This is a genomic window from Streptomyces sp. NPDC003393 (assembly GCF_053589015.1).
The window spans coordinates 40,130-63,904 of record NZ_JBSFRB010000010.1; the positions used below are offsets into that span (position 1 = coordinate 40,130).

The following is a 23,775-nucleotide window of genomic DNA, read 5'->3' on the forward strand; positions in this document are numbered from 1 at the left end:
TCACACCAGCCGCTTCTCCAGCAGCGTCACGGCGTACGGGCTGCCTCCGCCGTCCGCCTTCGCCGGCTGTTCGCCGACGACCGTGTAGCCCGATGACTCGTAGTAGGCGCGCAGACGGGGGTTGGAGGCGAGGCAGTCGAGGCGGGCGTAGGGGCGGCCCGTCGCGGCGATGCGGGACTCCGCCTCGGCCAGCAGGCGGCGTCCGGTTCCGGGCGGCGCCGTGTGCGCGGCGGTCATCAGGCGGTGGATGTAGCCCGCGTCCGCGGGGCGGGGGCCCCAGGCGGCCGGGTCGTCCCACCACAGCTCCCAGGCGCCCGCCAGCTGGTCGCCCGCGTGCGCCAGCCAGACCTCGCCCTCCCGCATCCGGGCGAGGAAGTGGGCCTCGTCCTTCTCTCCCGGCTTCCACTGGTCGATGCCGAGCGCCAGCTGCCGCAGGGCGGCGCTGTCGCGCAGGCGCACCAGGGTGGCGGCGTCGGCGGCCGTGGCCCGGCGGTAGCCGAGCGGGGGCCAGGTGGCCGGGGCCGGCTCCAGGAGGTGGGCGCGGAGGGTGGCCGCCAGGGCCCGGGCGTCCAGGTCCAGGGCGTTGGCCACGTACGACTCGACCGAGCCGTACTTCTGCTTCAGGGCGGACAGGAACAGGCGCATCACCGATTCGGGGGCGCGGCCGTAGCCCGGCCAGGCCGGGCTACGGCCGCCGTTGCGTGCCCGCCAGTCGGCGAGCAGGGCGGGGGTGGCCAGTTCCGTGAGGGAGAAGTCCTCGATGATCGTGGGCTCGGGGACTCCGAGCAGGGCCAGGACCAGGGCGGCCATCTCGCCCGTGCGGTCCTTGCCGGAGGCGCAGTGGAAGACCAGCGGGGTGTCGGAGACGGCCGCGTCCGCGATCAGTTCCAGGACCCTGCGGATCTCCTTGGTGCCGTCCTGCGCCACCTCCATGTAGCGCTCCGCGAGATACGGGCCCGGCTCCACCTCGGGTCCCAGCGACGGCTGGTCGTAGGGCCGGTGCTCGATGCTGAGGTTGTGGTAGGTGAAGGACGGGTGCTCCGGGACGCGGCCCTGGCGCTCGACCTCCCAGTCGTGGCGGAGGTCGATCACCGTGCCGATGCCGAGGGCGAGGAAGCGGTCCCAGTCCGCGGTGCCCCGGCGCAGTTTGCCCAGGCCGTCCGCGCGGAAGAGGCGGCGCGGGCGGACGTGCCGGCCGTCCTCGGTGCCGTAGCCGCCGAGGTCACGAAGGTTGCGCAGGGCGTCGAAAGGTATGTGTCTTTCCACGGTCGGTTACTCCAGGTGGCGGTCGTGACCTTCGGTCCCGGTCTACTTCGCGTGTCGTACGGCGTAGATCATGACGAACGCCACGATGTGGATGCCGAAGAGGAAGTAGCCGAGGTAGTACCAGACGTAGCGCTCGCGCTTCTTCTCCAGGGCGAGGCGCTCCTGCTCCGGGGTCATGTCCTGCTCGGGGGCCCCGCCCCGGCCGGTGTCGGGCATCGTCATCGTCGTCTCACTGCTCCCGGTGCACCTTGGTGTTCGACGCCTGCGCGCGTGGGCGCACGATCAGAAGGTCGATGTTGACGTGGCTGGGGCGGGTCACCGCCCAGGTGATCGTCTCCGCCACGTCGTCCGCCGTCAGCGGCTCGGCCACGCCCTGGTAGACCTTCGCCGCCTTCTCCGGGTCGCCGCCGAAGCGGGTCAGCGCGAACTCCTCCGTCCGGACCATGCCGGGGGCGACCTCGACGACGCGGACCGGTTGTCCGACGATCTCCAGGCGCAGCGTCTCGGCGAGGACGTGGGCGCCGTGCTTGGCGGCGACGTAGCCCGCGCCGCCCTCGTACGTGGCGTGACCGGCGGTGGAGGACACGACCACGACGGTGCCGTCGCCGCTCGCGACCAGCTTCGGCAGCAGGGCCTGGGTGAGGTTGAGGGTGCCGATGACGTTCGTCTCGTACATCGTGCGCCAGTCGGCGGGGTCGCCGGTGGCGACCGGGTCGGCGCCGAGTGCGCCGCCCGCGTTGTTGACCAGGACCCCCACGGTCCGGAAGGCCGTCGCGAACTCGTCGACGGCCGCGCGGTCGGTGACGTCCAGCTGGTAGGCCGTGGCCGCGTGGCCGGCCGTGTTGATCTCCTCGGCGAGCGCCTCGATGCGGTCCTTGCGGCGGGCGGTCAGGACGACCCGGTAGCCGGCGGCGGCGAGCTGCCGCGCCGTGGCGGCCCCGATGCCGCTGCTCGCGCCGGTGACGACGGCGATGCGGGAGGCGGCGGACGGTGCGGCGCTGGCGGCCATGAACTGCTCCTGTGAGGGGTCGGCGGGGTCTGCCCGGTCTGCGTGGTCGGCTCAGCCAGAGTACGGCTCGTCCGGGTGCCCCCGTGCGTCAGCCGCCGTTGCGCGGCGCCCACATGATCACGGCCATGCCGGCCAGGCAGATCAGCGCCCCGGTCAGGTCCCAGCGGTCCGGGCGGTAGCCGTCCGCGACGACGCCCCACAGGATCGAGCCGGCCACGAAGATCCCGCCGTAGGCGGCGAGGATGCGGCCGAAGTGGGCGTCGGGCTGGTAGGTGGCGACGAAGCCGTACGCGCCGAGCGCGAGGACCCCGCCGACGGCCCACAGCCAGCCGCGCTGCTCGCGCACGCCCTGCCAGATCAGCCAGGCGCCGCCGATCTCGAAGAGCGCGGCGACGACGAAGAGGGCGGCGGAGCGGAGGAGCAGCGGCATGGGGGCAGCTTCGCACGGGCGCCGGGCGGTGCGGTGGCCGCGGTGCGGCCGCGGGGCGCGGCCACGGGGGGGCGTACTGCCGGGGGCTCCGGGACGCGGCCGCCGGGTGGTGCTACCGGGTCGCCCGCCGGGCCCACGCCGGTGTCCACACCTCGTCGCCTTCGAGCCGCCGCTCGTGTCGCGTCCGCACGAGGTGGTCGCGGAGGGCGGTGAGCGCCGGGTGCGGGTTGTCACGGTGGTGGAGGAGGCAGTGCGGGTAGACCGGGGTGGGGTGGCGCAGGGGGATGCGGCGCAGGTCGTAGTCGGCGGGCCACAGGACCCGGGTGAGCTCGCCCACGAAGGTGGTGAGCGTAGAGGAGTCGGCGAGCACGTCGGGCAGCGGCTCGGTGCCGAAGTGCGGTCCGACCACGTCGATGGCGAGGCCGAACGCGGTGGCGAGATCGGCGTAGTAGGCGGCCCATTCGGTGCCGGGAGGGAGTTCGGGCATCCAGATCCGGTGCCCGGCGAGCTCGGCCGGGGCGACCGCGGGGGCGTCGGCGAAGGGGTGGCCGGGGCCGGTCAGCAGGTGGAGGGCTTCGTCGTGGACCGGGGTGGCCCGGATGTCGTCGGGCAGTGGCCGGCCGGGCATGGCGACGGCCCGGAACGAGGCGTCGATCGTGCCGGAGCGGATCGCGGTGACGGCCGCGTCGACGTCGTGGAGGGTCACCACGTCGAGTCCGGTGCTCGGGTGCGCGCGCAGGAAGTCGCGCAGCAGGGCGGCGGGGGCGAGCTTGCGGCCGATGACGTCGACCCGGAGGGCGCGTCGGCCTGGCTGTACGGAGGCCGCCGCCCGTTCCTCGGCGCGCAGCAGTTCGCGGGCGTGGGGCAGGAACGCCTGTCCGTCGACGGTGAGCCGGGCGCCGCGCGCGGTCCGGGTGAACAGCCGTGCGCCGAGGTCCTTCTCCAGCGCGGCCACGCGCTTGGAGACGGCCTGCTGGGTGATCGACAGATCGGTGGCGGCGTCCTGGAACCGGCCCGCGTCGGCCACGGCGACGAAGGTGCGTACGGCGTTGAGGTCCACGTCGGTCGACCCTAGACCGATCGCGGCACAACCGCTGGTTGTGGCTGGGCGGGCCGGACGGTTGTTTGCCGTGCGGACCGGCCGGGGGCTTGGATGGCGCGGGCCGGTCGGCGCGAGCGTGTCCCGGCGTGCGGGCGCCGCGGTGTGCGGGCGCGCTGCCGTGCGAGTCGGTGAGGAGCGGTGAGAGGCGTGGGCGTGGCTGCCGGACGGCGGGTGCTGGGGCGGCGGTTCGGGTGGCTGTGGGCGGCGTACGCGGTCAGCACGTTCGGGACCTGGCTGGCCTTCGACGCCTTCGCGCTGATCGCGGTGGTGGTGCTGCACGCAGGGTCGGCCGAGGTGGCGCTGTTGTCGGCGGCGGGGCCGGCGGTGGGTGCGGTGGCGGCGGCGCCGCTCGGGCCGTGGATCGAGTTCCGGCGCAAGCGGCCGGTGATGATCGCGACGGACCTGGTCCGGTTCGCGGCGCTGACGAGTGTGCCGGTGGCGTTCGCGGTCGGCGGGCTCGGGGTGGGCTGGCTGCTCGCGGTGTCGGTGGTGGTGGCCGCGGCCGACATCGCGTTCGGGGCGGCGAGCGGGGCGTATCTGAAGAGCCTGGTGCCGGCGGCGGACCTGCTGGTGGCCAGCAGCCGTTTCGAGTCGACGACGTGGACGGCGTCGGTGCTGGGGCCGCCGGTCGGGGGCGCCCTGGTGGGGCTGTTCGGTCCGGTGGTGACGGTGGCGGCCGACGCGGTCAGCTATCTGCTGTCGGCGGCCGGCATCCGGGCGATCGGCGGGAGCGAGCCCGAGCCGCGGGCCGCGCGCGGCCGGACGCCGGCCGGCCGGCCGCGCCCGGGTGATCTGCTCGACGGGTGGCGGTTCATCCTGGCGCACCCGTCGCTGCGGCCGTTGTTCTTCAACACGGTCCTGGTCAACGCCCTGATCATGGTGTCCTCGCCACTGCTCGCGGTGTTGATGCTGGGCCCGCTCGGGTTCGCGCCGTGGCAGTACGGACTCGCCTTCGCCGGTCCGTGCGTGGGCGGTCTGGTCGGCTCGCGGCTGGCGCGTCCGCTGGTCGCCCGGTTCGGGCAGCGACGGGTCCTGCTCACCGCGGGGGTGCTGCGTGTGTGCTGGCCGGTGGGCCTGGTCCTCGTCCGGCCGGGCGTGTCCGGGCTGGTGCTGGTGATGGCGGTGGAGCTGGTGCTGATCACGTGCTGCGGTGTGTTCGGCCCGGTGTACGCCGCCTACCGGCTGGAACAGGCCCCGCCGGACCGGGTGGCCCGGACGCTGTCGGCCTGGTCGGTCACCGGCAGGGCGACCACCGCGACACTGACCGCATTGTGGGGTCTGCTGGCCGCGCTCACCACGCCCCGCGCGGCGATCGGCGTCGCCGGGCTGCTCCTGCTGGTGACCCCGCTGCTGCTGCCGTGGCGCGAGCGGCCCGCGCTGCCGGAGCCACTGCCCGCGGCGGTCGACGCCGCGTAGCTCCCGGCGCCGGCCCCGGGGTCGTTCCGGTTCGCGTCAGTCCGCGGTGTTCTGCTTGCCGGCGCCTCCCTCGTCGTACCGCTCCCGTGCCGCGTGGACCTCCTCGATGTGGGTCTCCGCCCAGTCCTTCACGGCGGTCAGGAGCCGCGCCAGGCTGCTGCCCGGGAGGGTGAGTTCGTAGTCGACGCGGACGGGCACGGACGGGGTGACGGTGCGGGTGAGGATTCCGTCGCGTTCCAGGGTGCGCAGGGTCTGGGTGAGCATCTTGGGGCTGACGCCGGCGATCTTGCGCCCGAGGTCGCTGTAGCGCATGGGACCGGCGGAGAGAGCGGCGACGACGAGGCTGACCCACTTGTCGCTGATGCGGTCCAGGAGCTGGTTGGTGGGGCAGTCGCGGAGGAAGGCGTCGTACTCGACCCTTGCCTGCTCGCGCCGCTGGGCCGCGGTCATGGTCGCCATGGCTCACCTCCGGGTGACGTAGGCACCTTCAGGGCCGGCTGGTGCTGGTGCCCTGACCGGTCGCCCGGTGGTGGGCGGCGCGTGGAATACCTCCGGGTGGGGGACCGTTCCAGGGTATGGTTGAACAATCAACAACCTGGAGGATGAGCGACCATGCAGTTCGGGATCTTCAGCGTCGGCGACGTCACGCCGGACCCCACCACCGGCCGCACGCCGACCGAGCGTGAGCGCATCAAGGCCATGGTCGCCATCGCGCTGAAGGCCGAGGAGGTCGGCCTGGACGTCTTCGCGACCGGCGAGCACCACAACCCGCCGTTCGTGCCGTCGTCCCCCACCACCATGCTCGGCTACATAGCCGCGCGGACCGAGCGCCTGATCCTGTCCACCTCCACCACCCTGATCACCACCAACGACCCGGTGAAGATCGCCGAGGACTTCGCGATGCTCCAGCACCTGGCCGACGGCCGGGTGGACCTGATGATGGGCCGCGGCAACACGGGCCCGGTGTACCCGTGGTTCGGGCAGGACATCCGGCAGGGCATCAACCTCGCCATCGAGAACTACGCCCTGCTGCACCGGCTGTGGCGCGAGGACGTGGTCGACTGGGAGGGGAAGTTCCGCACCCCCTTGCAGGGCTTCACCGCCACGCCCCGTCCGCTGGACGGCGTCCCGCCCTTCGTCTGGCACGGCTCCATCCGGTCCCCCGAGATCGCCGAGCAGGCCGCGTACTACGGCGACGGCTTCTTCCACAACAACATCTTCTGGCCGGCCGACCACACCAAGCGGATGGTCGAGCTGTACCGGAGCCGCTACGCCCACTACGGGCACGGCACGCCCGAGCAGGCGATCGTCGGGCTGGGCGGCCAGGTGTTCATGCGGAAGAACTCCCAGGACGCGGTGCGCGAGTTCCGCCCCTACTTCGACAACGCGCCGGTCTACGGCCACGGCCCCTCCCTGGAGGACTTCACGGCCCAGACGCCGCTGACCGTCGGCTCCCCGCAGCAGGTGATCGAGAAGACGCTGGCCTTCCGCGAGTACGCCGGCGACTACCAGCGCCAGCTGTTCCTGATGGACCACGCGGGGCTGCCGCTGAAGACCGTGCTGGAGCAGATCGATCTGCTCGGCGAGGAGGTCGTGCCGGTGCTGCGCGCGGAGTTCGCCAAGGGCCGCCCGGCCGACGTGCCGGACGCGCCGACCCACACCTCGCTGCTGGCCGCGGCGAACAGCACCCCGGAGGCGACCGCCCGATGAACCGCCCCACGAAACTCGTCGTCGTCTCGGCGGGGCTGAGCGTCCCGTCCTCCACCCGTCTGCTCGGCGACCGGCTGGCCGCCGCGACCACCGGGCGCACCGCTGCGGACGTGCAGGTGATCGAGGTGCGCGACCTCGCCGTCGAGATCGCGCACAACCTCACCAGCGGCTTCCCCGGCCCCGCCCTGGCGGCGGCGCTGGACGCGGTGACGGCCGCGGACGGACTGATCGTCGTCACTCCGGTGTTCTCGGCGTCGTACAGCGGGCTGTTCAAGTCCTTCTTCGACGTCCTCGGGGCGCGGGACGAGGACGCGCTGGCGGGCAAGCCGGTGCTGATCGCGGCCACCGGCGGCACCGCCCGGCACTCCCTGGTCCTGGACCTCGCCCTGCGGCCGCTGTTCGCGTACCTGCACGCCGTGGTCGTCCCCACCGGCGTCTACGCCGCCTCGGAGGACTGGGGCGCGGAAGGGCTGCCGGAGCGGATCGAGCGGGCGGCCGGGGAGCTGGCGGCGCTCATGACCGCGGTACCGGCCGAGCGGCCGGGGCCGCCTCGCACGGCGGACGACCTGACCGTGGTGCCGTTCGAGGAGCAGCTGGCCGCGCTCCGCGCCTGACCGGTGGCGCGGACCGCGGCGGCCCGAGGTGAGAGAAGGGCAAGCGACCGGCCCGGGTGCCCCCGGGCCGGTGAGAGCCCGGTAAAAAGGGGTGATCGTAGGCCCGCTCACCCGGCCCGTACCGCTGTGGCCTTGGCAGACTGGACGAGTGCCTCAGACTGTGCTGCTCGCCGAAGACGACCGTGCGATCCGCCACGCCCTCGAGCGGGCCCTCATCCTGGAGGGCTACGAGGTGACGGCGGTCGCCGACGGCGTCGAAGCGCTCGCTCAGGCCCACAAGACCCCGCCGGACGTGCTCGTCCTGGACGTGATGATGCCGGGGATCGACGGGCTCCAGGTCTGCCGGGTGCTGCGGGCGGAGGGCGACCGCACCCCGATCCTCATGCTGACCGCCCTGGTGGAGACCGCCGACCGGATCGCCGGCCTGGACGCCGGCGCCGACGACTACGTCGTCAAACCGTTCGACGTGGAGGAGGTGTTCGCCCGGCTGCGCGCCCTGCTCCGCCGGACCAGCCCGGTCGGCACCCCTGCGGCCGGCGGCCCGGCCGAGGACGCGCCGGCGAAGGGGGTTCAGCTGCCCGCGCGGCAGATCGAGGCGGCCGGGATCCGCATGGACCTCCAGGCCCGCCGGGTGTGGCGCGGCACCCGCGAACTGGAGCTGACCCGCACCGAGTTCGAACTGCTCGAACTTCTGGTCCGCAACGCCGGGATCGTGCTCGACCACTCGACCATCTACGACCGCATCTGGGGCTACGACTTCGGCCCCGGCTCCAAGAACCTCGCCGTGTACGTCGGCTATCTGCGCCGCAAGCTCGACGAGCCGGGCGCGCCGCAGCTGATCCACACCGTGCGTGGGGTGGGTTACGTGCTGCGGGAGGACTGAGTGGGCCGCCTCGCACGGCTGTGGGCCCGGCCGCGGCCCCGTCTGTCGTCGCTGGGGACCACGTTCGCGGTGGCGTTCGCCGTGGTGACCGCCGCCGTCACGATTCTCGTCGGCATCCTGTCGTACAGCTCCGCCGCCCGTCTGGTCCGGGTGGACCAGCAGTCGGTGTTCACGCAGGTCGTGCAGGACGTGCGGGACGAGGTGCGGCGCTACGACCGCACGCCCGAGGACTTCTCCTCCTCCCGCCCCGGCCACGAGGTGGTCCGGCCCAGCCGCACCGACGTCCAGGTGCTCGGCGCCCGCGGACAGATCGTGGACCACGGCACCCCGCAGCTGCCCGTCACCGCGCGGGACCTGGAGACCGCGGCCGCCGCCACGGCCGGCAGGACCATCGAGTACCAGGACGTGGTCGTCGCCCACGACGTGTACCGCATCGCGACGGTCGCGCTCGGCGACGGCCGGGGCGCCGTGCAGATCGCCCAGGAGTTCAGCGACACCGAGGACCTGCTGCGAGCCCTGCAGCAGCGGACGCTGATCCTGATGGTGGTCGTGGTCATCGCGGCCGGGCTGTGCGGCTGGTGGCTGGCCCGGCGCATCACCCGCCGCCTGGTGGTGCTCACCTCCGCCGCCGAGGACGTCGCCCGCACCCGGCGGCTCGGCGTCCAGGTGCCCGTCACCGGCTACGACGAGGTGGGCCGGCTCGGGCGCTCCTTCGACCGCATGCTGGGCCGGCTCGCCCAGTCCGAGGAGGACCAGCGCCGGCTGGTCCAGGACGCCGGACACGAACTCCGTACGCCGCTGACCTCGCTGCGCACGAACATCTCGCTGCTGCGCCGCATCGACGAACTGCCGCCCGAGAGCCGCGAGGAACTGGTCACCGACCTCGCCCAGGAGGCCCGCGAACTCACCGACCTGGTCAACGAACTGGTCGACCTCGCGGCCGGCCAGTCCGACACCGAGCCGCCGCAGCGCGTCGACCTGTCCGAGATCGCCGAGGACGTGGCCGGTCTCACCCGCCGCCGCACCGGACGCCGGATCGTGGTCCGCGCGAGCGGCGACACCACGACCGACGGCCGCCCCGCCATGCTCCAGCGGGCGGTGTCCAACCTGGTGGAGAACGCCGCGAAGTTCGACCGGGACGGCACGGCACCCATCGAGATCGCGGTCTGCGGACCCGCCCGGCCGGGCACGGTCCGCGTCGAGGTCCTCGACCGCGGGCCCGGTATCGCCGCGGGCGACCTGATCCGCGTCTTCGACCGCTTCTACCGCGCCCCCGACGCCCGTTCGCTGCCCGGCTCGGGACTCGGCCTGTCCATCGTGCGGGAGGTGGCCCTGTCCCACGGGGGCGCACCGTTCGCCTTCCCTCGCGAGGGCGGCGGAGCCGTGATCGGGTTCACGGTCGGGGCGGAACGGGACCGTGAACGGGACCGCGACCGGGGACATCACGGCGGTGGGCTCAGCGGGCTGCGGGGCGGCGGCTGACCTCTCGGACCCTCACTCGCCGGGGACGGGGGCGCGACCGCCGTCGGCGAAGGCGGGGTCGCCGTCGGAGATCTCGGGCCCGTCCGCGTCGCCGCCCCGGTCGTCGTGGGCCGCGCGTCTGCGGGACGCCGTCAGCAGCCACGCCAGGTTGCCCGCCGCCGCGCCGGCCGCCACCGTGGCCGCGATCACCCCGGCCGTGGCGAAACCGTCGCTGAACAGATGCGGCCGCCGGTCGAGGCTGTGCAGCCCGAAGCCGCACAGCTCGTACACGCCGACGGCCGCGATGGTGAGACTCACGACGAGCACGGCGACGGTCGGTCCGAGCCCGCCCTCCGCCTGTTCACCGGACGACGGGACCGGTCTTGGACAATGCGCTTCCTGCATGGATCCCCCGTGGACGGTTGGACGGCGAGCCGGACCCTACAGTAGGTAGTGACACGCCGCCGGACGAAACCGGCCGTCGTCACTCGGACATACGTCCAGGCTGGCACGGGCGACCTCGCCCGTGGGAGGCCGTACACCGGTCGGGTGATGACGGGTGGGAAGGAGCACAGCCGACGGCGGCACACGAGCGGGTGCGGACAGGGCGGCCTCCGGGACGTCCGTGGCGCGTCACCCGGACGACGCCCTGACCCCGAGCACGTCGAGCATCGCCCGGGTCGCCGGGCTCGGGTTGAACCGGCTCCAGGCCAGACACTCGACGCGGTGCGGTCCGTCGGCCACCGGAACCAGCGCCAGTTCGGGGTCGTCGGCGGCCAGCGGCCGGATGAACGCCGACGGGAGCAGCGCCACACCGAGCCCGCGCGCGATCAGCCGGGTGATCAGCTCGACGGCACCGGTCTCGTACGCGACCTCGCGGACCAGGCCCGCGGCGGCGAACGCCTGGTCGGACTGGGCCCGGGCGGGCGTCCCGGCCACGAAGTCCACGAACGGCTCCTCGACGATCTGCCGCAGCGTCAGCCGGGACGCGCCCGCGAGCCGGTGCCCGGCCGGGACCACCAGAACGTGCCGGTCGTGATCGAGGACGACGCTCTCCACCCCCTGGGGCCGTTCGTCCTCCGGCAGCCCGAGGAAGGCGATGTCCAGGTCGCCGCTCCGGATCGCCGCCGCCAGTTCGTCGCTGCGTCCGGAACGGAGCAGGACCTGGACGTCCGGATGCCGGGCGCGGTACCGCTGGAGCACCTCGGGCACGTCGACGGCGGCCGTGGTCATGATCACTCCGACGGCGAGCCGGCCGCGCACCACGCCGGCCGCGGCGGCGGCATCGGCGGCCGCGCGCTCGGCGGCGGCCAGGCACTCCCGCGCACCGACGAGGAACGCCGCTCCGGCGCCGGTCAACTCGACCCGGCGGCTGGACCGGGCGAACAGCCTGACGCCGAGCTCCCGTTCCAGTCCGGCGATCCGGTGGCTGAGCGAGGACTGCACCACGCGGCAGCGCTCCGCGGCGCGGGTGAAGTTGCGCGTTTCGGCGACGGCGACGACGTACCGCATCTGCTGGAGATCCACGGCATTCATCGTCGTCCTTCATGGCTGCCATGACAAGCATGCTTTGCATTCATGGTGGCCTGTGCCGAGACTTCCTCACATGCATGGCCTGACCGAGCGATCGCCGGCCCCGACGCGGGCCTCGTACGCACCGCGGGTGGCGCTGGGGACCATCGCGCTGACCGCCCTCGCCCCCGCCTCCTGGGGCACCACCTACGCGGTGACCACCGAACTGCTGCCGCCCGGGCATCCGCTGTTCGCCGGGCTGATGCGCGCCCTGCCCGCCGGGCTGCTCGCCCTGGCGGTCACCCGTGTGCTCCCGCGCGGGGACTGGTGGTGGAAGGCCGCCGTCCTCGGCGTGCTCAACATCGGCGCCTTCTTCCCGCTGCTGTTCCTGGCGGCGGAGCGGCTCCCCGGCGGTGTCGCCGCGACCCTCGGCGCCGCCCAGCCGCTGCTGGTGGCCGGGCTGGCCATCGCGGTCCTCCACGAGCGGCCGACGGCCTGGCGCTGGATCTGGGGCGTGATCGGCGTGGCCGGCGTCGGACTCGTCGTGCTCGGTCCCACGGCCCACCTGGACGCCGTCGGCGTGCTCGCCGGCCTCGGCGGGACGGCCACCATGGCCGGCGGCGTCGTCCTCACCAAGCGCTGGGGGCGCCCGCAGGGGGTCGGTCCCCTCACCCTGACCGGCTGGCAGTTGACGGCCGGCGGTCTGCTGCTGCTCCCGCTCACGCTCGCGGTCGAGGGCGTACCGCAGCGGATCGACGCCGGTGCGGCCGGCGGCTACCTGTGGCTCGGCGGCATGGGCGGGCTGATCGCGTACACGCTCTGGTTCCGCGGCATCGGAAAGCTGCCCGTCGGGGCGTCCGCACCGCTGGTGCTGCTGTCCCCGCTGGTCGCGACCGTCGTCGGCATCGCGCTGGGCGAGTCGCTGAACCTGGCGCAGACCGCCGGCTTCGTCCTCGCCCTGGCGGCCCTGCTCGCCGCGCAGTTCAGCCCCGCGAAACCAGCGACCGCGACCAAGTGACCTACGTCAGAACGCATCTGTACAACGCGTAGGCGAATTCAGGTGAATGTGTGGCCTGTTCGGACATTTTACCGACTCTGGGTGGACGCCCTCCGCTCCGCTCCGCCATCTTCGCTCTCGCGAACGTGCCACGGGTGGGCCGACCGCTGTGACCACTCCTCGACCGCCCTCCGACCCCCCCCACCCGGGCACCTCGCACCGCACGAACGGGGAGACGGGGCCCGGTGCCATCGGTCCGCGGGGACGGAAAGTGCCGGATGCCCCAGAGAACCACCACGGGGGATCCATGCTGCACGTCCACTTCACCGAAGCAGACCTCGCCCGCACCCGGGTGGCCACCGCGCCCGACCCCATCTGGGAGACGCTGATGGCCGCCCACCGCCTGGCGGGGCGAGGCCGGCCCGCACCCTGCTTCCTGGCCTGGCGCGAGCGTGCCCGAGCCGCGCTGTCCGGCTGCGGACTCGCCCGCGCCACGCGTCTGCTGCTGTCCGTCGCGCCGCCCCTCGCCTCCTACTTCCCGGACTTCCTCACGCCGCCGGAAGGCGCGGCGGGACTGGAGGCGGGCCTGGAGGCGCTGTGCGCGACACCTCCCGATCGCGTCCGTACGGAGGTCATGCTCACCGTCCGCACCGCCGGGGTGCGCCGTCCGACGGCCTTCCAGCGGGCGTTGGCCGCCGGCGACCGGGAACCTCTCACCGAGACGGCGGACATCATGCGGGCGCTGTACCGCGAGATGATCGAGCCGGACTGGACCCGGGTCGACGCCGCTGTCGACGCCGACCGGTCCCTGCGCGCCCGGGCACTGCGCGACGGCGGTGTCCACGGCCTGCTGGACTCGCTGCGCCCGGCCGCGGTGTGGGACCCCCCGGTGCTGCGCAGCCGCTACCCGGTCGAGTACGACCTGCACCTGCGGGGCCGCGGACTGCTGCTGATCCCTTCCTTCTTCTGCTGGCGCAACCCGGTCGCACTGGCCGATCCGGTGCTGCCGCCGGTGCTCGTCTACCCGATCCGGCGCGGTGAGCCACGGCTGCCCGAAGGTACCCGCGGCACCACGCGCGCCGGCGCGCTGACCCGGCTGCTGGGGCCCACCAGGGCGCGGGTGCTGGCGGTGCTGGAGTACGCGGCGACGACCGGCGAGATCGCCCGCCGGCTGGCCGTGTCCCCGGCCACGGCCAGCGAACACGTGCGGGCACTGCGGGAGGCGGAACTCGCCGAGAGCCTGCGCGACGGCGGCACCGTGCTGCACACCCTCACCCCGCTGGGCACGGCGTTGCTGCACGGGGAGTCGTGCGGCTGAGCAGAGTCTTTCGGGTGCGCCCGAAACCCGTCGCCGCCGGGGCGGAGCCGGGAAGACCCTGTCGGCACAGGCAATGCACACCCGACACTGGGGGAGACATCCGCATGGGAATCAAGCAGCGAGTCGCGGGTGCGGCGGTGGCCGCCGCGGCGGTCCTGGGGACCGGGTTCGCCGCGGCGCCCGCCCAGGCGCAGACGGCGGCGTCCCACTCCTGCCCGTACAAGGCGATCTGCGTGCACATGCACCACGCCGGCAAGTCGGACTGGACGTGGAAGAACTACTGGTCCTGCAACGACTTCTACCTGGGCACCTGGATCCCCACCTCCTACATCAACCACCAGACGCACGGCACCAGGGCCAAGTTCAAGAACCGCAGCAAGCACACCATCCAGACGACGCCGGGCGCCTACAGCAAGGGCGCGGTCACGTACCCGTACTCCACCTGGTACATCCGCCCCTGCTGACCCACCACGACGCCGGCTCCGGCCGGCCGTGGCCGGCTCGCGTGCGGGCCGCCGACTCCGGTCGGCGGCCCGTTCGGCATGCCGGGACGCTCGGCCGCAGCAAGCGCTCAGGGCCACACCAGGCAGTACGGCTGGTGCCCCGCCTCGTGCAGCCGGTGGGAGAAGTCCTGCCACTCGTGCAGCAGCTGGTACACGTTGAACGCGTCCCTCGGACCGCCGCGGTCGGGGACCGTGGACCAGATGAAGGCGGCCGCGCCGACCGCTTCCTCGCCGATGCCGCGGAGGGGGTCGACGACGGTCATGGGGAGCTTGACGACGGCGTAGTCGGGATGCAGGACGACCAGTTCGAGGGGCGGCACCTTGTGCAGGGGGACGCCCTCGATGCCCGTCAGCACCATCGCGGCCATGGTCTCCGGCTTGATCTTGGTGAACATGCCGTTCATACCGAGTTCGTCGCCGCCGAGCTCCTCGGGGCGCATCGAGATCGGGACGCGGGCCGCGGTCGCACCGTCCGGCGCGCCGAAGTACTTGTACGTCACCCCCACCCGACCACCATTCCCGCTCCCCGCCCGAAGGCTGTCGACCCGGCGGTCCGCCCGGTCGATCCGCCGGTCGGGCCGCTCGGGCTCACTCGGTGCCTGACGTGCTTCGGCCGCCTGCTCCGCGGCGCGCCGGTGCCTTCCCCGCCGGGCACGTCGAGGACCCAGGTCATCAGTCCCCTCGCCCAGTCCGCCACCGCGATGCATATCTCCACCCGACTGCTTTTCTAGGACGCGCGGCCCCCGCCGCGCAACCCGATCATCGTGTCAGTGACCTCCCCCACGGCCGCACGCCGAAACGTGCGCCGAAACATCTGCCCGCGGGAGCTTCGAGGATCCTCGCGGCCCTCGACACGGCCTACGCCCTGTCCATACGTATGAGGAGCCCAGTTTCTCAGATGGGCGCGGGCGAATCCGCTTCTTCGGGCGCGTGGATCTTCCGTGGGCTCCGTCCCGGCGTGCCGGGCCGCCCCGCCGCCGCCCGGCGCCCCGCCCCCGCTGGCCTACCCTGAACAGGTCACTGCCCACCGGATTCCGTCGAACCCCGGGACCCCCGTGGACCCCGTGAACCCGAGAAGCCCGAGAAATCGGAGAAGTCGCAGGTCATGAGCGAACTGCCATATCCATACGAAGCCCCCGTCTCGCAGGCGCTGTTCGATCGTGCGGCGGCCGTCACACCCGGCGGCGTGAACTCGCCGGTGCGTGCCTTCCGCGCCGTGGGCGGCACGCCCCGGTTCATGGTGTCCGGCAGCGGGCCGTATCTGAAGGACGCCGACGGGCGGGAGTACGTCGACCTCGTCTGCTCCTGGGGGCCGATGATCCTCGGGCACGGGCGGCCCGAGGTGATCGCCGCCGTGCAGGAGGCGGTCGCGCGCGGTACGTCCTTCGGTACGCCGGGTGAGGGCGAGGTCGCGCTCGCCGAGGAGATGGTGGACCGGGTCGGGCCGCTGGAGCAGGTCAGGCTCGTGTCCAGCGGGACCGAGGCGACCATGTCGGCGATTCGGCTCGCCCGCGGGTTCACGCAGCGGACCAAGGTGATCAAGTTCGCCGGGTGCTATCACGGGCACGTCGACTCGCTGCTCGCCGCGGCCGGGTCCGGGGTCGCCACCTTCGCGCTGCCCGACACGCCGGGCGTCACCGGCGCCCAGGCCGGCGACACGATCGTGCTGCCCTACAACGACCTCGACGCGGTGCGCGCGGGCTTCGCGGCCCACCCGGGCGAGATCGCCTGCGTGATCACCGAGGCCTCGCCCGGCAACATGGGCGTCGTGCCGCCGCTGCCCGGCTTCAACCAGGGGCTGAGGGATCTGTGCCGGGAGAACGGCGCGCTGTACGTCTCCGACGAGGTCATGACCGGCTTCCGTACCAGCCGCGCCGGCTGGTACGGCGTCGACGGGGTCGAGCCCGACCTGATGACCTTCGGGAAGGTGATGGGCGGCGGATTCCCCGCCGCCGCCTTCGGCGGGCGTGCCGACGTCATGGCGCACCTCGCGCCCGCCGGGCCCGTCTACCAGGCCGGCACCCTGTCCGGGAACCCTGTCGCCACCGCCGCGGGCCTCGCCCAGCTGCGCCTGCTCGACGACGCCGCGTACGCGAAGGTGAACGCCGTCTCGCAGCAGATCCAGGTCATGGTGTCCGAGGCGCTGACCAAGGAGGGTGTGGCGCACACCCTGCAGAACGCCTCCAACATGTTCTCGGTGTTCTTCACCGACCGACCGGTGCGCGACTACGAGGACGCCAAGGCGCAGGAGTCGTACCGCTTCACCGCCTTCTTCCACGCGATGCTGGCGAACGGTGTCTACCTGCCGCCCTCGTCCTTCGAGTCCTGGTTCGTCTCCACCGCGCACGACGAGCAGGCCCTCCAGCGGATCGCCGACGCCCTTCCGGCGGCGGCCCGGGCGGCTGCGGAGGCGACGGCATGAGCGGGACGCCGGAGAAGAACGGCAAGGACGACATCACCGTCGTCCACCTGATGCGGCACGGCGAGGTGGAGAACCCGACCGGGATCCTGTACGGACGGCTGCCCGGCTACCACCTCTCCGACCTCGGGCGGCGGATGGCCGAGCGGGTCGCCGAGCACCTCGCCGCCCGTGATGTGACGTACGTCGTCGCCTCCCCGCTGGAGCGGGCGCAGGAGACGGCCACGCCGATCGCCAAGGCGCACGGACTCGACCTCGCCACCGACGAGCGGCTGATCGAGGCGGCGAACGTCTTCCAGGGCAAGACCTTCGGGGTCGGCGACGGCGCGCTGCGCCGGCCGGCGAACTGGAAGCACGTGGTCAACCCGTTCAAGCCGTCCTGGGGAGAGCCGTACATCGACCAGGTCGTGCGGATGATGGGCGCGTTGAACGCGGCCAAGGACGCGGCGCGCGGGCACGAGGCGGTGCTCGTGAGCCACCAGCTGCCGATCTGGATCGTGCGCTCCTACGTCGAGCGGCGGCGGCTGTGGCACGACCCGCGCAAGCGACAGTGCACGCTCGCCTCGCTGACGACGTTCACGTACCAGGGCGACCGGATCGTGTCCGTGGGCTACACCGAGCCCGCCCGCGATCTGGTGCCCGCTCATCTCCTCGCGGGCGCGAAGCCGGTGAAGGGGAAGGGCAAGGCCTTCGGGGCGTAGCGAGCCGGAGAGAAGTGCACGGAGCGTGAGAGCGCGGTAAGGGTTCCGTCACATACGGACAATTTCCCGTTATTTGTTGTGAAATTCATATCGCTCCCGTGCAACCGCCGTGTCCGTCGCGCGCTCTGAGTGGGTGACCACATCAGAGGACGTGACGGATCGGGGAACTCATGCGCACCTTCTCCCGGAGGGGAATACTCGGCCTCGGCGCGGGCACCGCGGTCGCCGCCGGACTCGCGGGCTGCGGCAGCCTCGAGTCCTCGGGCGGCTCGCACCACGCCGGCGGTTCCGGGCCGGGTGCGGGTTCGCACGGGGACAAGAGCCAGGGCGGCGCCCACACGGAGAACCCGGTCCGTCCGATCGGTGACGGTTCGACGTCGTTCACCGGCAAGCAGCCCCACCAGCCCGCCAGGCCCGAGCCGCTGGAGCCGGGTCAGACCCCGCCGCAGTTCGTCGTCTTCTCCTGGGACGGGGCGGGCGAGGTCGGCAACGGCCTGTTCCCGCGTTTCCTGGACCTCGCCGAGCAGCACGACGCCCACATGACGTTCTTCCTGTCCGGGCTGTATCTGCTGCCGGAGAGCAAGAAGCGGATGTACGACCCGCCGAACAATCCGCGCGGCGCCTCCGACATCGGCTATCTGACCGACGACCACATCAGGGCCACCCTCGCCAACGTCCGCCGCGCCTGGCTGGAGGGGCACGAGATAGGCACCCACTTCAACGGCCACTTCTGCGGCGAGACCCGCGGCTCGGTCAAGTGGTGGACCCCGCAGCAGTGGAAGAACGAGATCGAGCAGGCCAAGTCCTTCGTCAAGCAGTGGCGCACCAACACGGGCCGGCACGACCTGCCCTCCCTGCCCTTCGACTACGACAAGGAACTCGTCGGCGGCCGCACCCCCTGCCTGCTCGGCCAGGACAACCTGCTGCCCACCGCCCGTGAGCTCGGCTGGCGCTACGACGCCTCCTCGCCCGGCGGTCGTCAGGTGTGGCCGGTCAAGCGCCGGGGGATCTGGGACCTGCCGTTGCAGCAGATACCTTTCCCCGGCCACAGGTTCGAGGTCCTCTCCATGGACTACAACATGCTCGCCAACCAGTCGGTGAACTCCACCAAGGCCCCGCCCGCCAACTACCCCGGCTGGCGCCGGCAGGCCGCCCAGTCCTACATCCAGGGCTTCCAGCGGGCATACGAGACAAATCGGGCTCCCTTCTTCATAGGCAACCACTTCGAGCAGTGGAACGGCGGGATCTACATGGACGCCGTCGAAGAGGCCGTCAAGCACATCGCGCGCGAGCGGGAGAAGGGCGCCGACGTGCGCCTGGTCTCCTTCCGGCAGTTCGTCGACTGGATGGACGTGCAGAAGCCGGAGGTGCTCGCCAGGCTGCGCACCCTGGAGGTCGGGCAGCGGCCGGCCGGCGGCTGGAACGAGTTCCTGAAGGACGCCGGGACCTCCGGGACGTCCAAGGGCGCCGTGAACGCTGCCTGATATGCGGTTTTCCGCCCGCGAGGGGGGTGTGCAAGATCCCCGGAACAGGCATGCGAAACTTTTCACATGAGTGTCGTCAGCCGCGCCCCCCAGTGCTCGAACCGGGCGAACCGTACGTCCGCACCGCACCGCACGCGCACGACCCGCGTCCGCGGGCGCACCACCCTCCTCGCGGCCGGGACCGCCGCCCTGGCACTCGCCCTGTCCGCGTGCGGCTCCGGAGGTGCCTCCGGAGGCTCCGGCAACACCAACTTCATCACCGGCGCCGACGGCATCGCGACCGTGAAGAAGGGCGACCGCAAGCCCGCGCCCGACCTGTCCGGCCGGACCATCGACGGCAAGCAGCTCGACATCGCCTCCTACAAGGGCAAGGTCGTCGTCCTCAACGTCTGGGGTTCCTGGTGCGCGCCGTGCCGGGCCGAGGCGCCCAACCTGGTGAAGGTCGCCGAGGACACCGCCGACAAGGGCGTGCAGTTCGTCGGCATCAACACCCGTGACACCAGCCCCCAGCCGGCCCTCGCCTTCGAGAAGCGCTACGGGGTGCCGTTCCCGAGCCTGTACGACCCGACCGGCAAGCTCATGCTCCGCTTCAAGAAGGGCACGCTGAACCCGCAGCTGATCCCGACCACGATCATCGTCGACCGGGACGGGAACATCGCCGCGCGAGCGCTCCAGGCGCTCAGCGAGGAGAAGCTGCGCAAGATGCTCGACCCGGTCGTCGCGGAGAAGTGAGCCACCGTGCTACTGGCCGCGGCCACTGACGCCAACCAGACCGTCAGCAGCGGAGCCCTCGTGCTCGCGCTGCCCATCGCCGTACTCGGTGGGCTCGTCTCCTTCTTCTCGCCGTGCGTCCTGCCCCTCGTCCCGGGTTATCTGTCGTATGTGACGGGCGTCACCGGCACCGATCTGGCGGAGGCCCGGCGCGGGCGGATGGCCGTCGGCGCCTCCCTCTTCGTCCTCGGTTTCACCGCCGTGTTCGTCTCCGGGGGCGCGCTGTTCGGCTACTTCGGCCAGAACCTCCAGGACCACAAGGGCCCCCTCACCAAGGTGCTGGGCGTGCTCATGATCCTCATGGGCGTGTTCTTCATGGGCCTGATGCCCTGGATGACCCAGCGTGAGTTCCGGTTCCACAAGCGCCCGACCACCGGTCTGGTCGGCGCGCCGCTCCTCGGAGCGCTGTTCGGCATCGGCTGGACCCCGTGCATCGGGCCGACCCTCTCCGCCGTCCAGACGCTCTCCTTCCAGCAGGCCAGCGCCGGACGCGGTGCCGTGCTGACCGTCGCCTACTGCGCCGGGCTCGGCATCCCGTTCGTGCTCACCGCGATCGCCTTCCGCAAGGCCCTCGGCGCCTTCGGCTGGGTCAAGCGCCACTATGTCTGGGTGATGCGCATCGGCGGCACGATGATGATCGTGACCGGTGTGCTGCTGCTCACCGGCGCCTGGGACCGGCTGGTGCAGGAGATGCAGAACTGGTCCACCGGCTTCACTGTGGGGATCTGATCCATGAGCAAGACGACCACCGGCACCACCGCCGACGAGACCCCCGCCGCCGGGCACCCCGGGGCCGCCGAGGACGACCTGGGAGCGGCCGGCTCACAGCTGTCCACCGCGCCCGTGGAGACCACGGTCCCCGGCTCCTTCGGCGGCAACCGCGCCCCGGGTCTGGCCGGACGGCTCGCCTGGACCGGGCGCGAGATCACCGGCTGGGTGCGCTGGTTCTGGCGGCAGCTGACCTCCATGCGGGTCGCGCTGCTGCTGCTGTTCCTGCTCTCCCTGGGCGCCATCCCGGGCTCCCTGATCCCGCAGAACGGCAGCGACGCGCTGAAGGTCGAGACCTTCAGGCAGACGCACAAGACGCTCGCGCCCCTCTACGACAAGCTCGGCCTGTTCCACGTCTACAGCTCGGTGTGGTTCTCCGCGATCTACATCCTGCTGTTCGTCTCCCTCATCGGCTGCATCGTGCCGCGCACCTGGCAGTTCACCGGCCAGCTGCGCAGCCGCCCGCCGGGTGCGCCGAAGCGGCTGAACCGGCTGCCCGCGCACGCCACCTGGCGCACCGCCGTCACGCCCGAGGAGGTCCGCGAGGCGGCGCTGAGGATCCTCAAGCAGCGGCGCTTCCGCGCGCACACCGAAGGTGACGCCGTCGCCGCCGAGAAGGGCTATCTGCGCGAGGTCGGCAACCTGGTCTTCCACCTGGCGCTGATCGTGATGCTGATCGCCTTCGCCTGGGGTCAGCTGTTCAAGACCGAGGGCAACAAGCTGATCATCGAGGGCGACGGCTTCACCAACACCCTCATCCAGTACGACGACTTCAAGTCGGGCAACCTCTTCGACGACGACGACCTGGTGCCGTTCAGCTTCAACCTGAAGAAGTTCACCGGGACCTACGCGCGCAGCGGCCCCAACAAGGGCACCCCGCGCGTCTACCGGGCGGACGTCGACTACAGCGTGGGAGCCGACGGCACGACGCGGAAGGGCACCATCTCGCCCAACCACCCGCTGGAGATCGACGACGCCAAGGTCTACCTCGTCAGCCACGGCTACGCACCGACCGTCACCGTGCGCGACGGCAAGGGCGACGTCGTCTACCACCAGGCGGTCCCGCTGCTGCCGATGGACGCCAACGTCACCTCGCAGGGCGCGATCAAGGTGATGGACGGCTACACGAACCCGCAGCACAAGCGCGAGCAGCTGGGCTTCAAGGCGTTCTTCGTGCCGACCTTCGCGGGCGCCGGCAAGGGCACGATGTTCTCCCAGTTCCCCGCGCTGGACTTCCCCGTCCTCGCGCTGAACGCCTACCACGGCGACCTGGGCGTGGACGCGGGCGTCCCGCAGAACGTCTACCAGCTGGACACCAAGAACCCGAACCTGAAGCAGTACAAGGACGCCAAGGGCAACATCCTCGCGGCCCGGCTGCTCCCCGGCGAGACCATGAAGCTGCCGAACGGCGCCGGGTCCATCACCTTCGACAAGGACATCAAGGAGTGGGCCGGCTTCCAGATCGTCCAGCAGCCCGGCAACGGCTGGGCGCTGACCGGTTCCCTCGCCGCCATCGCCGGCCTGGCCGGCTCGCTGTTCATCCAGCGCCGCCGCGTCTGGGTCCGCGCGGTGCGGGGCGCCGACGGCGTGACGGTCGTCGAGGTGGCGGGCCTGGGCCGCAGCGAGTCCGCGAAGCTCCCCGAGGAGATCGGCGACCTGGCCGCCCTCGTCCACGACAAGGCACCGACACAGACCGACGCCGACCCCGACCCGGAGCCGGACGCCGACACCCCCGCACCCGCCGAAGGGGCTGAGCAGAAGTGACTCTCGCCGCCGCAACCGAGCTCGCCACGGCGAGCAACGAAAATCTCGCGCACATCAGCAACGCGCTGGTCTACTCCTCGATGGCCGTCTACACCCTGGCCTTCTTCGCCTACATCGCCGAATGGCTCCTCGGCAGCCGCAGCAAGGTGGCCCGTACGGCCGCCGCGCTGACCGCCGAGAACGAGTCCGCCGCCACGGCCCGGGGACCGGCGGTGACGGTGAAGTCCGCCGGGGGCACCGCCGTACTGGAGCGGCCCAAGGTGGTCGTACGCTCCTCGGCCGGGTCGCGTGACGTGCCCGACGGTCCCGGCGCGCACGGCGGCGACGAGCAGGGCGACCTGTACGGCCGGATCGCCGTCTCCTTCACGGTGCTCGCCTTCCTGGTGGAGCTGGGCGGCGTCGTCGCCCGCGCGGCCTCGGTGGAGCGGGCGCCGTGGGGCAACATGTACGAGTTCAACATCACCTTCTCCACGGTCGCGGTCGGCGTGTACCTCGGTCTGCTCGCGCTGAAGAAGAACGTGCGCTGGATCGGCCTGTTCCTGACCACCACGGTCCTGCTCGACCTGGGCCTCGCGGTCACCAAGCTCTACACGGCGAGCGACCAGCTCGTCCCCGCCCTGCACTCGTACTGGCTGTACATCCACGTCTCCACCGCGATCTTCTGCGGCGCGGTCTTCTACGTCGGCGCGATCTCCGCCCTGCTGTACCTGTTCAAGGACAGCTACGAGAGCAAACTGGCGAGCGGCGGCAAGCCCGGCTCCTTCGCGACCTCCGTCCTGGAGCGGCTGCCCGCCTCGGCGTCCCTGGACAAGTTCTCCTACCGCGTCAACGCGGCCGTCTTCCCGCTGTGGACGTTCACGATCATCGCGGGCGCCATCTGGGCCGAGTCCGCCTGGGGCCGCTACTGGGGCTGGGACCCGAAGGAGACCTGGGCGTTCATCACCTGGGTCGGCTACGCCTGCTACCTGCACGCCCGCTCCACGGCCGGCTGGAAGGGCCGCAAGGCGGCGTACATCGCGCTGATCGCCTTCGCCTGCTTCCTGTTCAACTACTACGGCGTCAACCTCTTCGTGAGCGGCAAGCACTCGTACGCGGGCGTCTGACCCGCTCCGTACGGAAGGACAGGACCGGCACACGCCCACACGTGTGCCGTGCGCCGTCATCCGTATGGAGTCAGGCTGGTGTCATGACCGGTTCCATCGAACAGGGCACCAGCCAGACCCACGGGAACACCCATCTGCTGCACTTCGTGGTGCGGCTTCCCCGGCCGATGGGGAAGGTCTGGCCGACGCTGGCGACCTCCGAGGGGCTCGCAGGATGGTTCACCGCCGCCGACGAACTCCAGCCCCGGCTCGGTGGCGAGGTCACCCTGCGGGGCCTGGGCAGCGGGCGGGTCACCGCGTGGGACGTGGACCGGATCGCCGAGTACACGTTGGAGGACGGCGGCCGTCTCCGCTTCCACCTGGAACGGGACGGCGACCAGGCGTGCGTCCTGCGCTTCACCCACGAGTTCCAGGGCGAGCAGGACTCGGAGGCGGCCTGGCGCACCCGGTTCGAGCGGCTGATCGAACAGCTGGCGGCCGAGCCGTGAGGCACGGACGCCGGGTCCCCGGCGGCAACGAGCCCTGACGGCAGCCCCGGTGACGG

The 23,775-nt window shown here is 72.0% G+C and carries 25 protein-coding genes; 16 read left to right on the top strand and 9 right to left on the bottom strand.

Annotated elements, in window-relative coordinates:
* The 5 genes from ACWDUZ_RS13000 to ACWDUZ_RS13020 all read right to left on the bottom strand — a co-directional run bounded on the left by ACWDUZ_RS13000 (position 1) and on the right by ACWDUZ_RS13020 (position 3,765).
* Positions 1 to 1,266 carry a GNAT family N-acetyltransferase gene (locus ACWDUZ_RS13000; RefSeq protein ID WP_451631880.1) on the bottom strand — a complete coding sequence of 422 codons (1,266 nt, stop codon included), beginning with the start codon at positions 1,264 to 1,266 and terminating at the stop codon, positions 1 to 3.
* A gap of 42 nt (positions 1,267 to 1,308) precedes the next feature.
* Positions 1,309 to 1,488: a hypothetical protein gene (locus ACWDUZ_RS13005; RefSeq protein ID WP_451631881.1), complete on the bottom strand. Its 180-nt coding sequence runs from the start codon at positions 1,486 to 1,488 to the stop codon at positions 1,309 to 1,311.
* Between the two features lie 7 nt (positions 1,489 to 1,495).
* Entirely contained in the window at positions 1,496 to 2,275 is a 780-nt protein-coding gene (locus ACWDUZ_RS13010; protein WP_451631882.1) for an SDR family NAD(P)-dependent oxidoreductase, read from the bottom strand.
* 88 nt (positions 2,276 to 2,363) lie between these two features.
* Positions 2,364 to 2,705, bottom strand: a complete 342-nt coding sequence (locus ACWDUZ_RS13015) for a YnfA family protein (RefSeq protein ID WP_451631883.1) — start codon at positions 2,703 to 2,705, stop codon at positions 2,364 to 2,366.
* A gap of 112 nt (positions 2,706 to 2,817) precedes the next feature.
* Entirely contained in the window at positions 2,818 to 3,765 is a 948-nt protein-coding gene (locus ACWDUZ_RS13020) for a LysR family transcriptional regulator (protein WP_451631884.1), read from the bottom strand.
* Between the two features lie 189 nt (positions 3,766 to 3,954).
* Between ACWDUZ_RS13020 and ACWDUZ_RS13025 the strand changes: the two genes are divergently transcribed.
* Positions 3,955 to 5,223 carry an MFS transporter gene (locus ACWDUZ_RS13025; protein WP_451631885.1) on the top strand — a complete coding sequence of 423 codons (1,269 nt, stop codon included), beginning with the start codon at positions 3,955 to 3,957 and terminating at the stop codon, positions 5,221 to 5,223.
* A gap of 36 nt (positions 5,224 to 5,259) precedes the next feature.
* Here ACWDUZ_RS13025 and ACWDUZ_RS13030 read toward each other — a convergent pair whose 3' ends face one another.
* The gene (locus ACWDUZ_RS13030) at positions 5,260 to 5,682 is read right to left on the bottom strand and encodes a winged helix-turn-helix transcriptional regulator (protein ID WP_451631886.1); all 423 of its coding nucleotides are present in this window, start codon (positions 5,680 to 5,682) and stop codon (positions 5,260 to 5,262) included.
* Between the two features lie 153 nt (positions 5,683 to 5,835).
* Between ACWDUZ_RS13030 and ACWDUZ_RS13035 the strand changes: the two genes are divergently transcribed.
* The 4 genes from ACWDUZ_RS13035 (at position 5,836) to ACWDUZ_RS13050 (ending at position 9,912) form a co-directional block, all read left to right on the top strand.
* Positions 5,836 to 6,933, top strand: a complete 1,098-nt coding sequence (locus ACWDUZ_RS13035) for an LLM class flavin-dependent oxidoreductase (RefSeq protein WP_451631887.1) — start codon at positions 5,836 to 5,838, stop codon at positions 6,931 to 6,933.
* Positions 6,930 to 7,547 (top strand): CE1759 family FMN reductase, encoded by a 618-nt coding sequence (locus tag ACWDUZ_RS13040; RefSeq protein WP_451631888.1) that lies wholly within the window; start codon positions 6,930 to 6,932, stop codon positions 7,545 to 7,547. Before ACWDUZ_RS13035 ends, ACWDUZ_RS13040 begins: the two co-directional genes overlap by 4 nt.
* A 160-nt stretch (positions 7,548 to 7,707) precedes the next feature.
* Entirely contained in the window at positions 7,708 to 8,430 is a 723-nt protein-coding gene (locus ACWDUZ_RS13045) for a response regulator transcription factor (protein ID WP_451632006.1), read from the top strand.
* Positions 8,431 to 9,912 carry a HAMP domain-containing sensor histidine kinase gene (locus ACWDUZ_RS13050; RefSeq protein WP_451631889.1) on the top strand — a complete coding sequence of 494 codons (1,482 nt, stop codon included), beginning with the start codon at positions 8,431 to 8,433 and terminating at the stop codon, positions 9,910 to 9,912.
* Positions 9,913 to 9,924: 12 nt separating this feature from the next.
* On the opposite strand, the gene ACWDUZ_RS13055 is transcribed toward ACWDUZ_RS13050, so the two are convergent.
* Entirely contained in the window at positions 9,925 to 10,209 is a 285-nt protein-coding gene (locus tag ACWDUZ_RS13055) for a hypothetical protein (protein WP_451631890.1), read from the bottom strand.
* Between the two features lie 315 nt (positions 10,210 to 10,524).
* Positions 10,525 to 11,418 carry a LysR family transcriptional regulator gene (locus tag ACWDUZ_RS13060; protein ID WP_451631891.1) on the bottom strand — a complete coding sequence of 298 codons (894 nt, stop codon included), beginning with the start codon at positions 11,416 to 11,418 and terminating at the stop codon, positions 10,525 to 10,527.
* Positions 11,419 to 11,497: 79 nt separating this feature from the next.
* On the opposite strand from ACWDUZ_RS13060, the gene ACWDUZ_RS13065 reads away from it, so the two are divergent.
* From ACWDUZ_RS13065 to ACWDUZ_RS13075, 3 genes are all read left to right on the top strand, one after another.
* Positions 11,498 to 12,421, top strand: a complete 924-nt coding sequence (locus tag ACWDUZ_RS13065; RefSeq protein WP_451631892.1) for an EamA family transporter — start codon at positions 11,498 to 11,500, stop codon at positions 12,419 to 12,421.
* Positions 12,422 to 12,707: 286 nt separating this feature from the next.
* On the top strand, positions 12,708 to 13,718 hold the full coding sequence (locus ACWDUZ_RS13070) for a winged helix-turn-helix domain-containing protein (RefSeq protein WP_451631893.1): 1,011 nt from the start codon (positions 12,708 to 12,710) through the stop codon (positions 13,716 to 13,718).
* A gap of 104 nt (positions 13,719 to 13,822) precedes the next feature.
* Positions 13,823 to 14,182 carry a hypothetical protein gene (locus ACWDUZ_RS13075; protein ID WP_451631894.1) on the top strand — a complete coding sequence of 120 codons (360 nt, stop codon included), beginning with the start codon at positions 13,823 to 13,825 and terminating at the stop codon, positions 14,180 to 14,182.
* Between the two features lie 107 nt (positions 14,183 to 14,289).
* Here ACWDUZ_RS13075 and ACWDUZ_RS13080 read toward each other — a convergent pair whose 3' ends face one another.
* Positions 14,290 to 14,727, bottom strand: a complete 438-nt coding sequence (locus tag ACWDUZ_RS13080) for a hypothetical protein (protein WP_003974483.1) — start codon at positions 14,725 to 14,727, stop codon at positions 14,290 to 14,292.
* A gap of 599 nt (positions 14,728 to 15,326) precedes the next feature.
* On the opposite strand from ACWDUZ_RS13080, the gene hemL reads away from it, so the two are divergent.
* The 8 genes from hemL to ACWDUZ_RS13120 all read left to right on the top strand — a co-directional run bounded on the left by hemL (position 15,327) and on the right by ACWDUZ_RS13120 (position 23,719).
* A complete protein-coding gene (gene hemL, locus ACWDUZ_RS13085) occupies positions 15,327 to 16,643 on the top strand; it encodes a glutamate-1-semialdehyde 2,1-aminomutase (RefSeq protein ID WP_451631895.1) in 1,317 nt (438 codons plus the stop codon).
* Complete coding sequence (locus ACWDUZ_RS13090; protein ID WP_451631896.1) at positions 16,640 to 17,341, top strand: histidine phosphatase family protein; 702 nt, start codon at positions 16,640 to 16,642, stop codon at positions 17,339 to 17,341. The genes hemL and ACWDUZ_RS13090 overlap by 4 nt, the downstream gene beginning before the upstream one ends.
* A gap of 170 nt (positions 17,342 to 17,511) precedes the next feature.
* Positions 17,512 to 18,825: a hypothetical protein gene (locus ACWDUZ_RS13095; RefSeq protein WP_451631897.1), complete on the top strand. Its 1,314-nt coding sequence runs from the start codon at positions 17,512 to 17,514 to the stop codon at positions 18,823 to 18,825.
* 66 nt (positions 18,826 to 18,891) lie between these two features.
* Positions 18,892 to 19,557, top strand: coding sequence for a TlpA family protein disulfide reductase (locus tag ACWDUZ_RS13100; RefSeq protein WP_451631898.1), 666 nt, complete (start codon positions 18,892 to 18,894; stop codon positions 19,555 to 19,557).
* 6 nt (positions 19,558 to 19,563) lie between these two features.
* Positions 19,564 to 20,325: a cytochrome c biogenesis CcdA family protein gene (locus ACWDUZ_RS13105; RefSeq protein ID WP_451631899.1), complete on the top strand. Its 762-nt coding sequence runs from the start codon at positions 19,564 to 19,566 to the stop codon at positions 20,323 to 20,325.
* A 3-nt stretch (positions 20,326 to 20,328) separates the two neighbouring features.
* On the top strand, positions 20,329 to 22,128 hold the full coding sequence (gene resB, locus ACWDUZ_RS13110) for a cytochrome c biogenesis protein ResB (protein WP_451631900.1): 1,800 nt from the start codon (positions 20,329 to 20,331) through the stop codon (positions 22,126 to 22,128).
* Positions 22,125 to 23,231, top strand: a complete 1,107-nt coding sequence (gene ccsB, locus ACWDUZ_RS13115; protein ID WP_451631901.1) for a c-type cytochrome biogenesis protein CcsB — start codon at positions 22,125 to 22,127, stop codon at positions 23,229 to 23,231. Before resB ends, ccsB begins: the two co-directional genes overlap by 4 nt.
* 83 nt (positions 23,232 to 23,314) lie before the next feature.
* Positions 23,315 to 23,719, top strand: coding sequence for a hypothetical protein (locus ACWDUZ_RS13120; protein ID WP_451631902.1), 405 nt, complete (start codon positions 23,315 to 23,317; stop codon positions 23,717 to 23,719).
* The last annotated feature ends 56 nt before the right edge of the window (positions 23,720 to 23,775 follow it).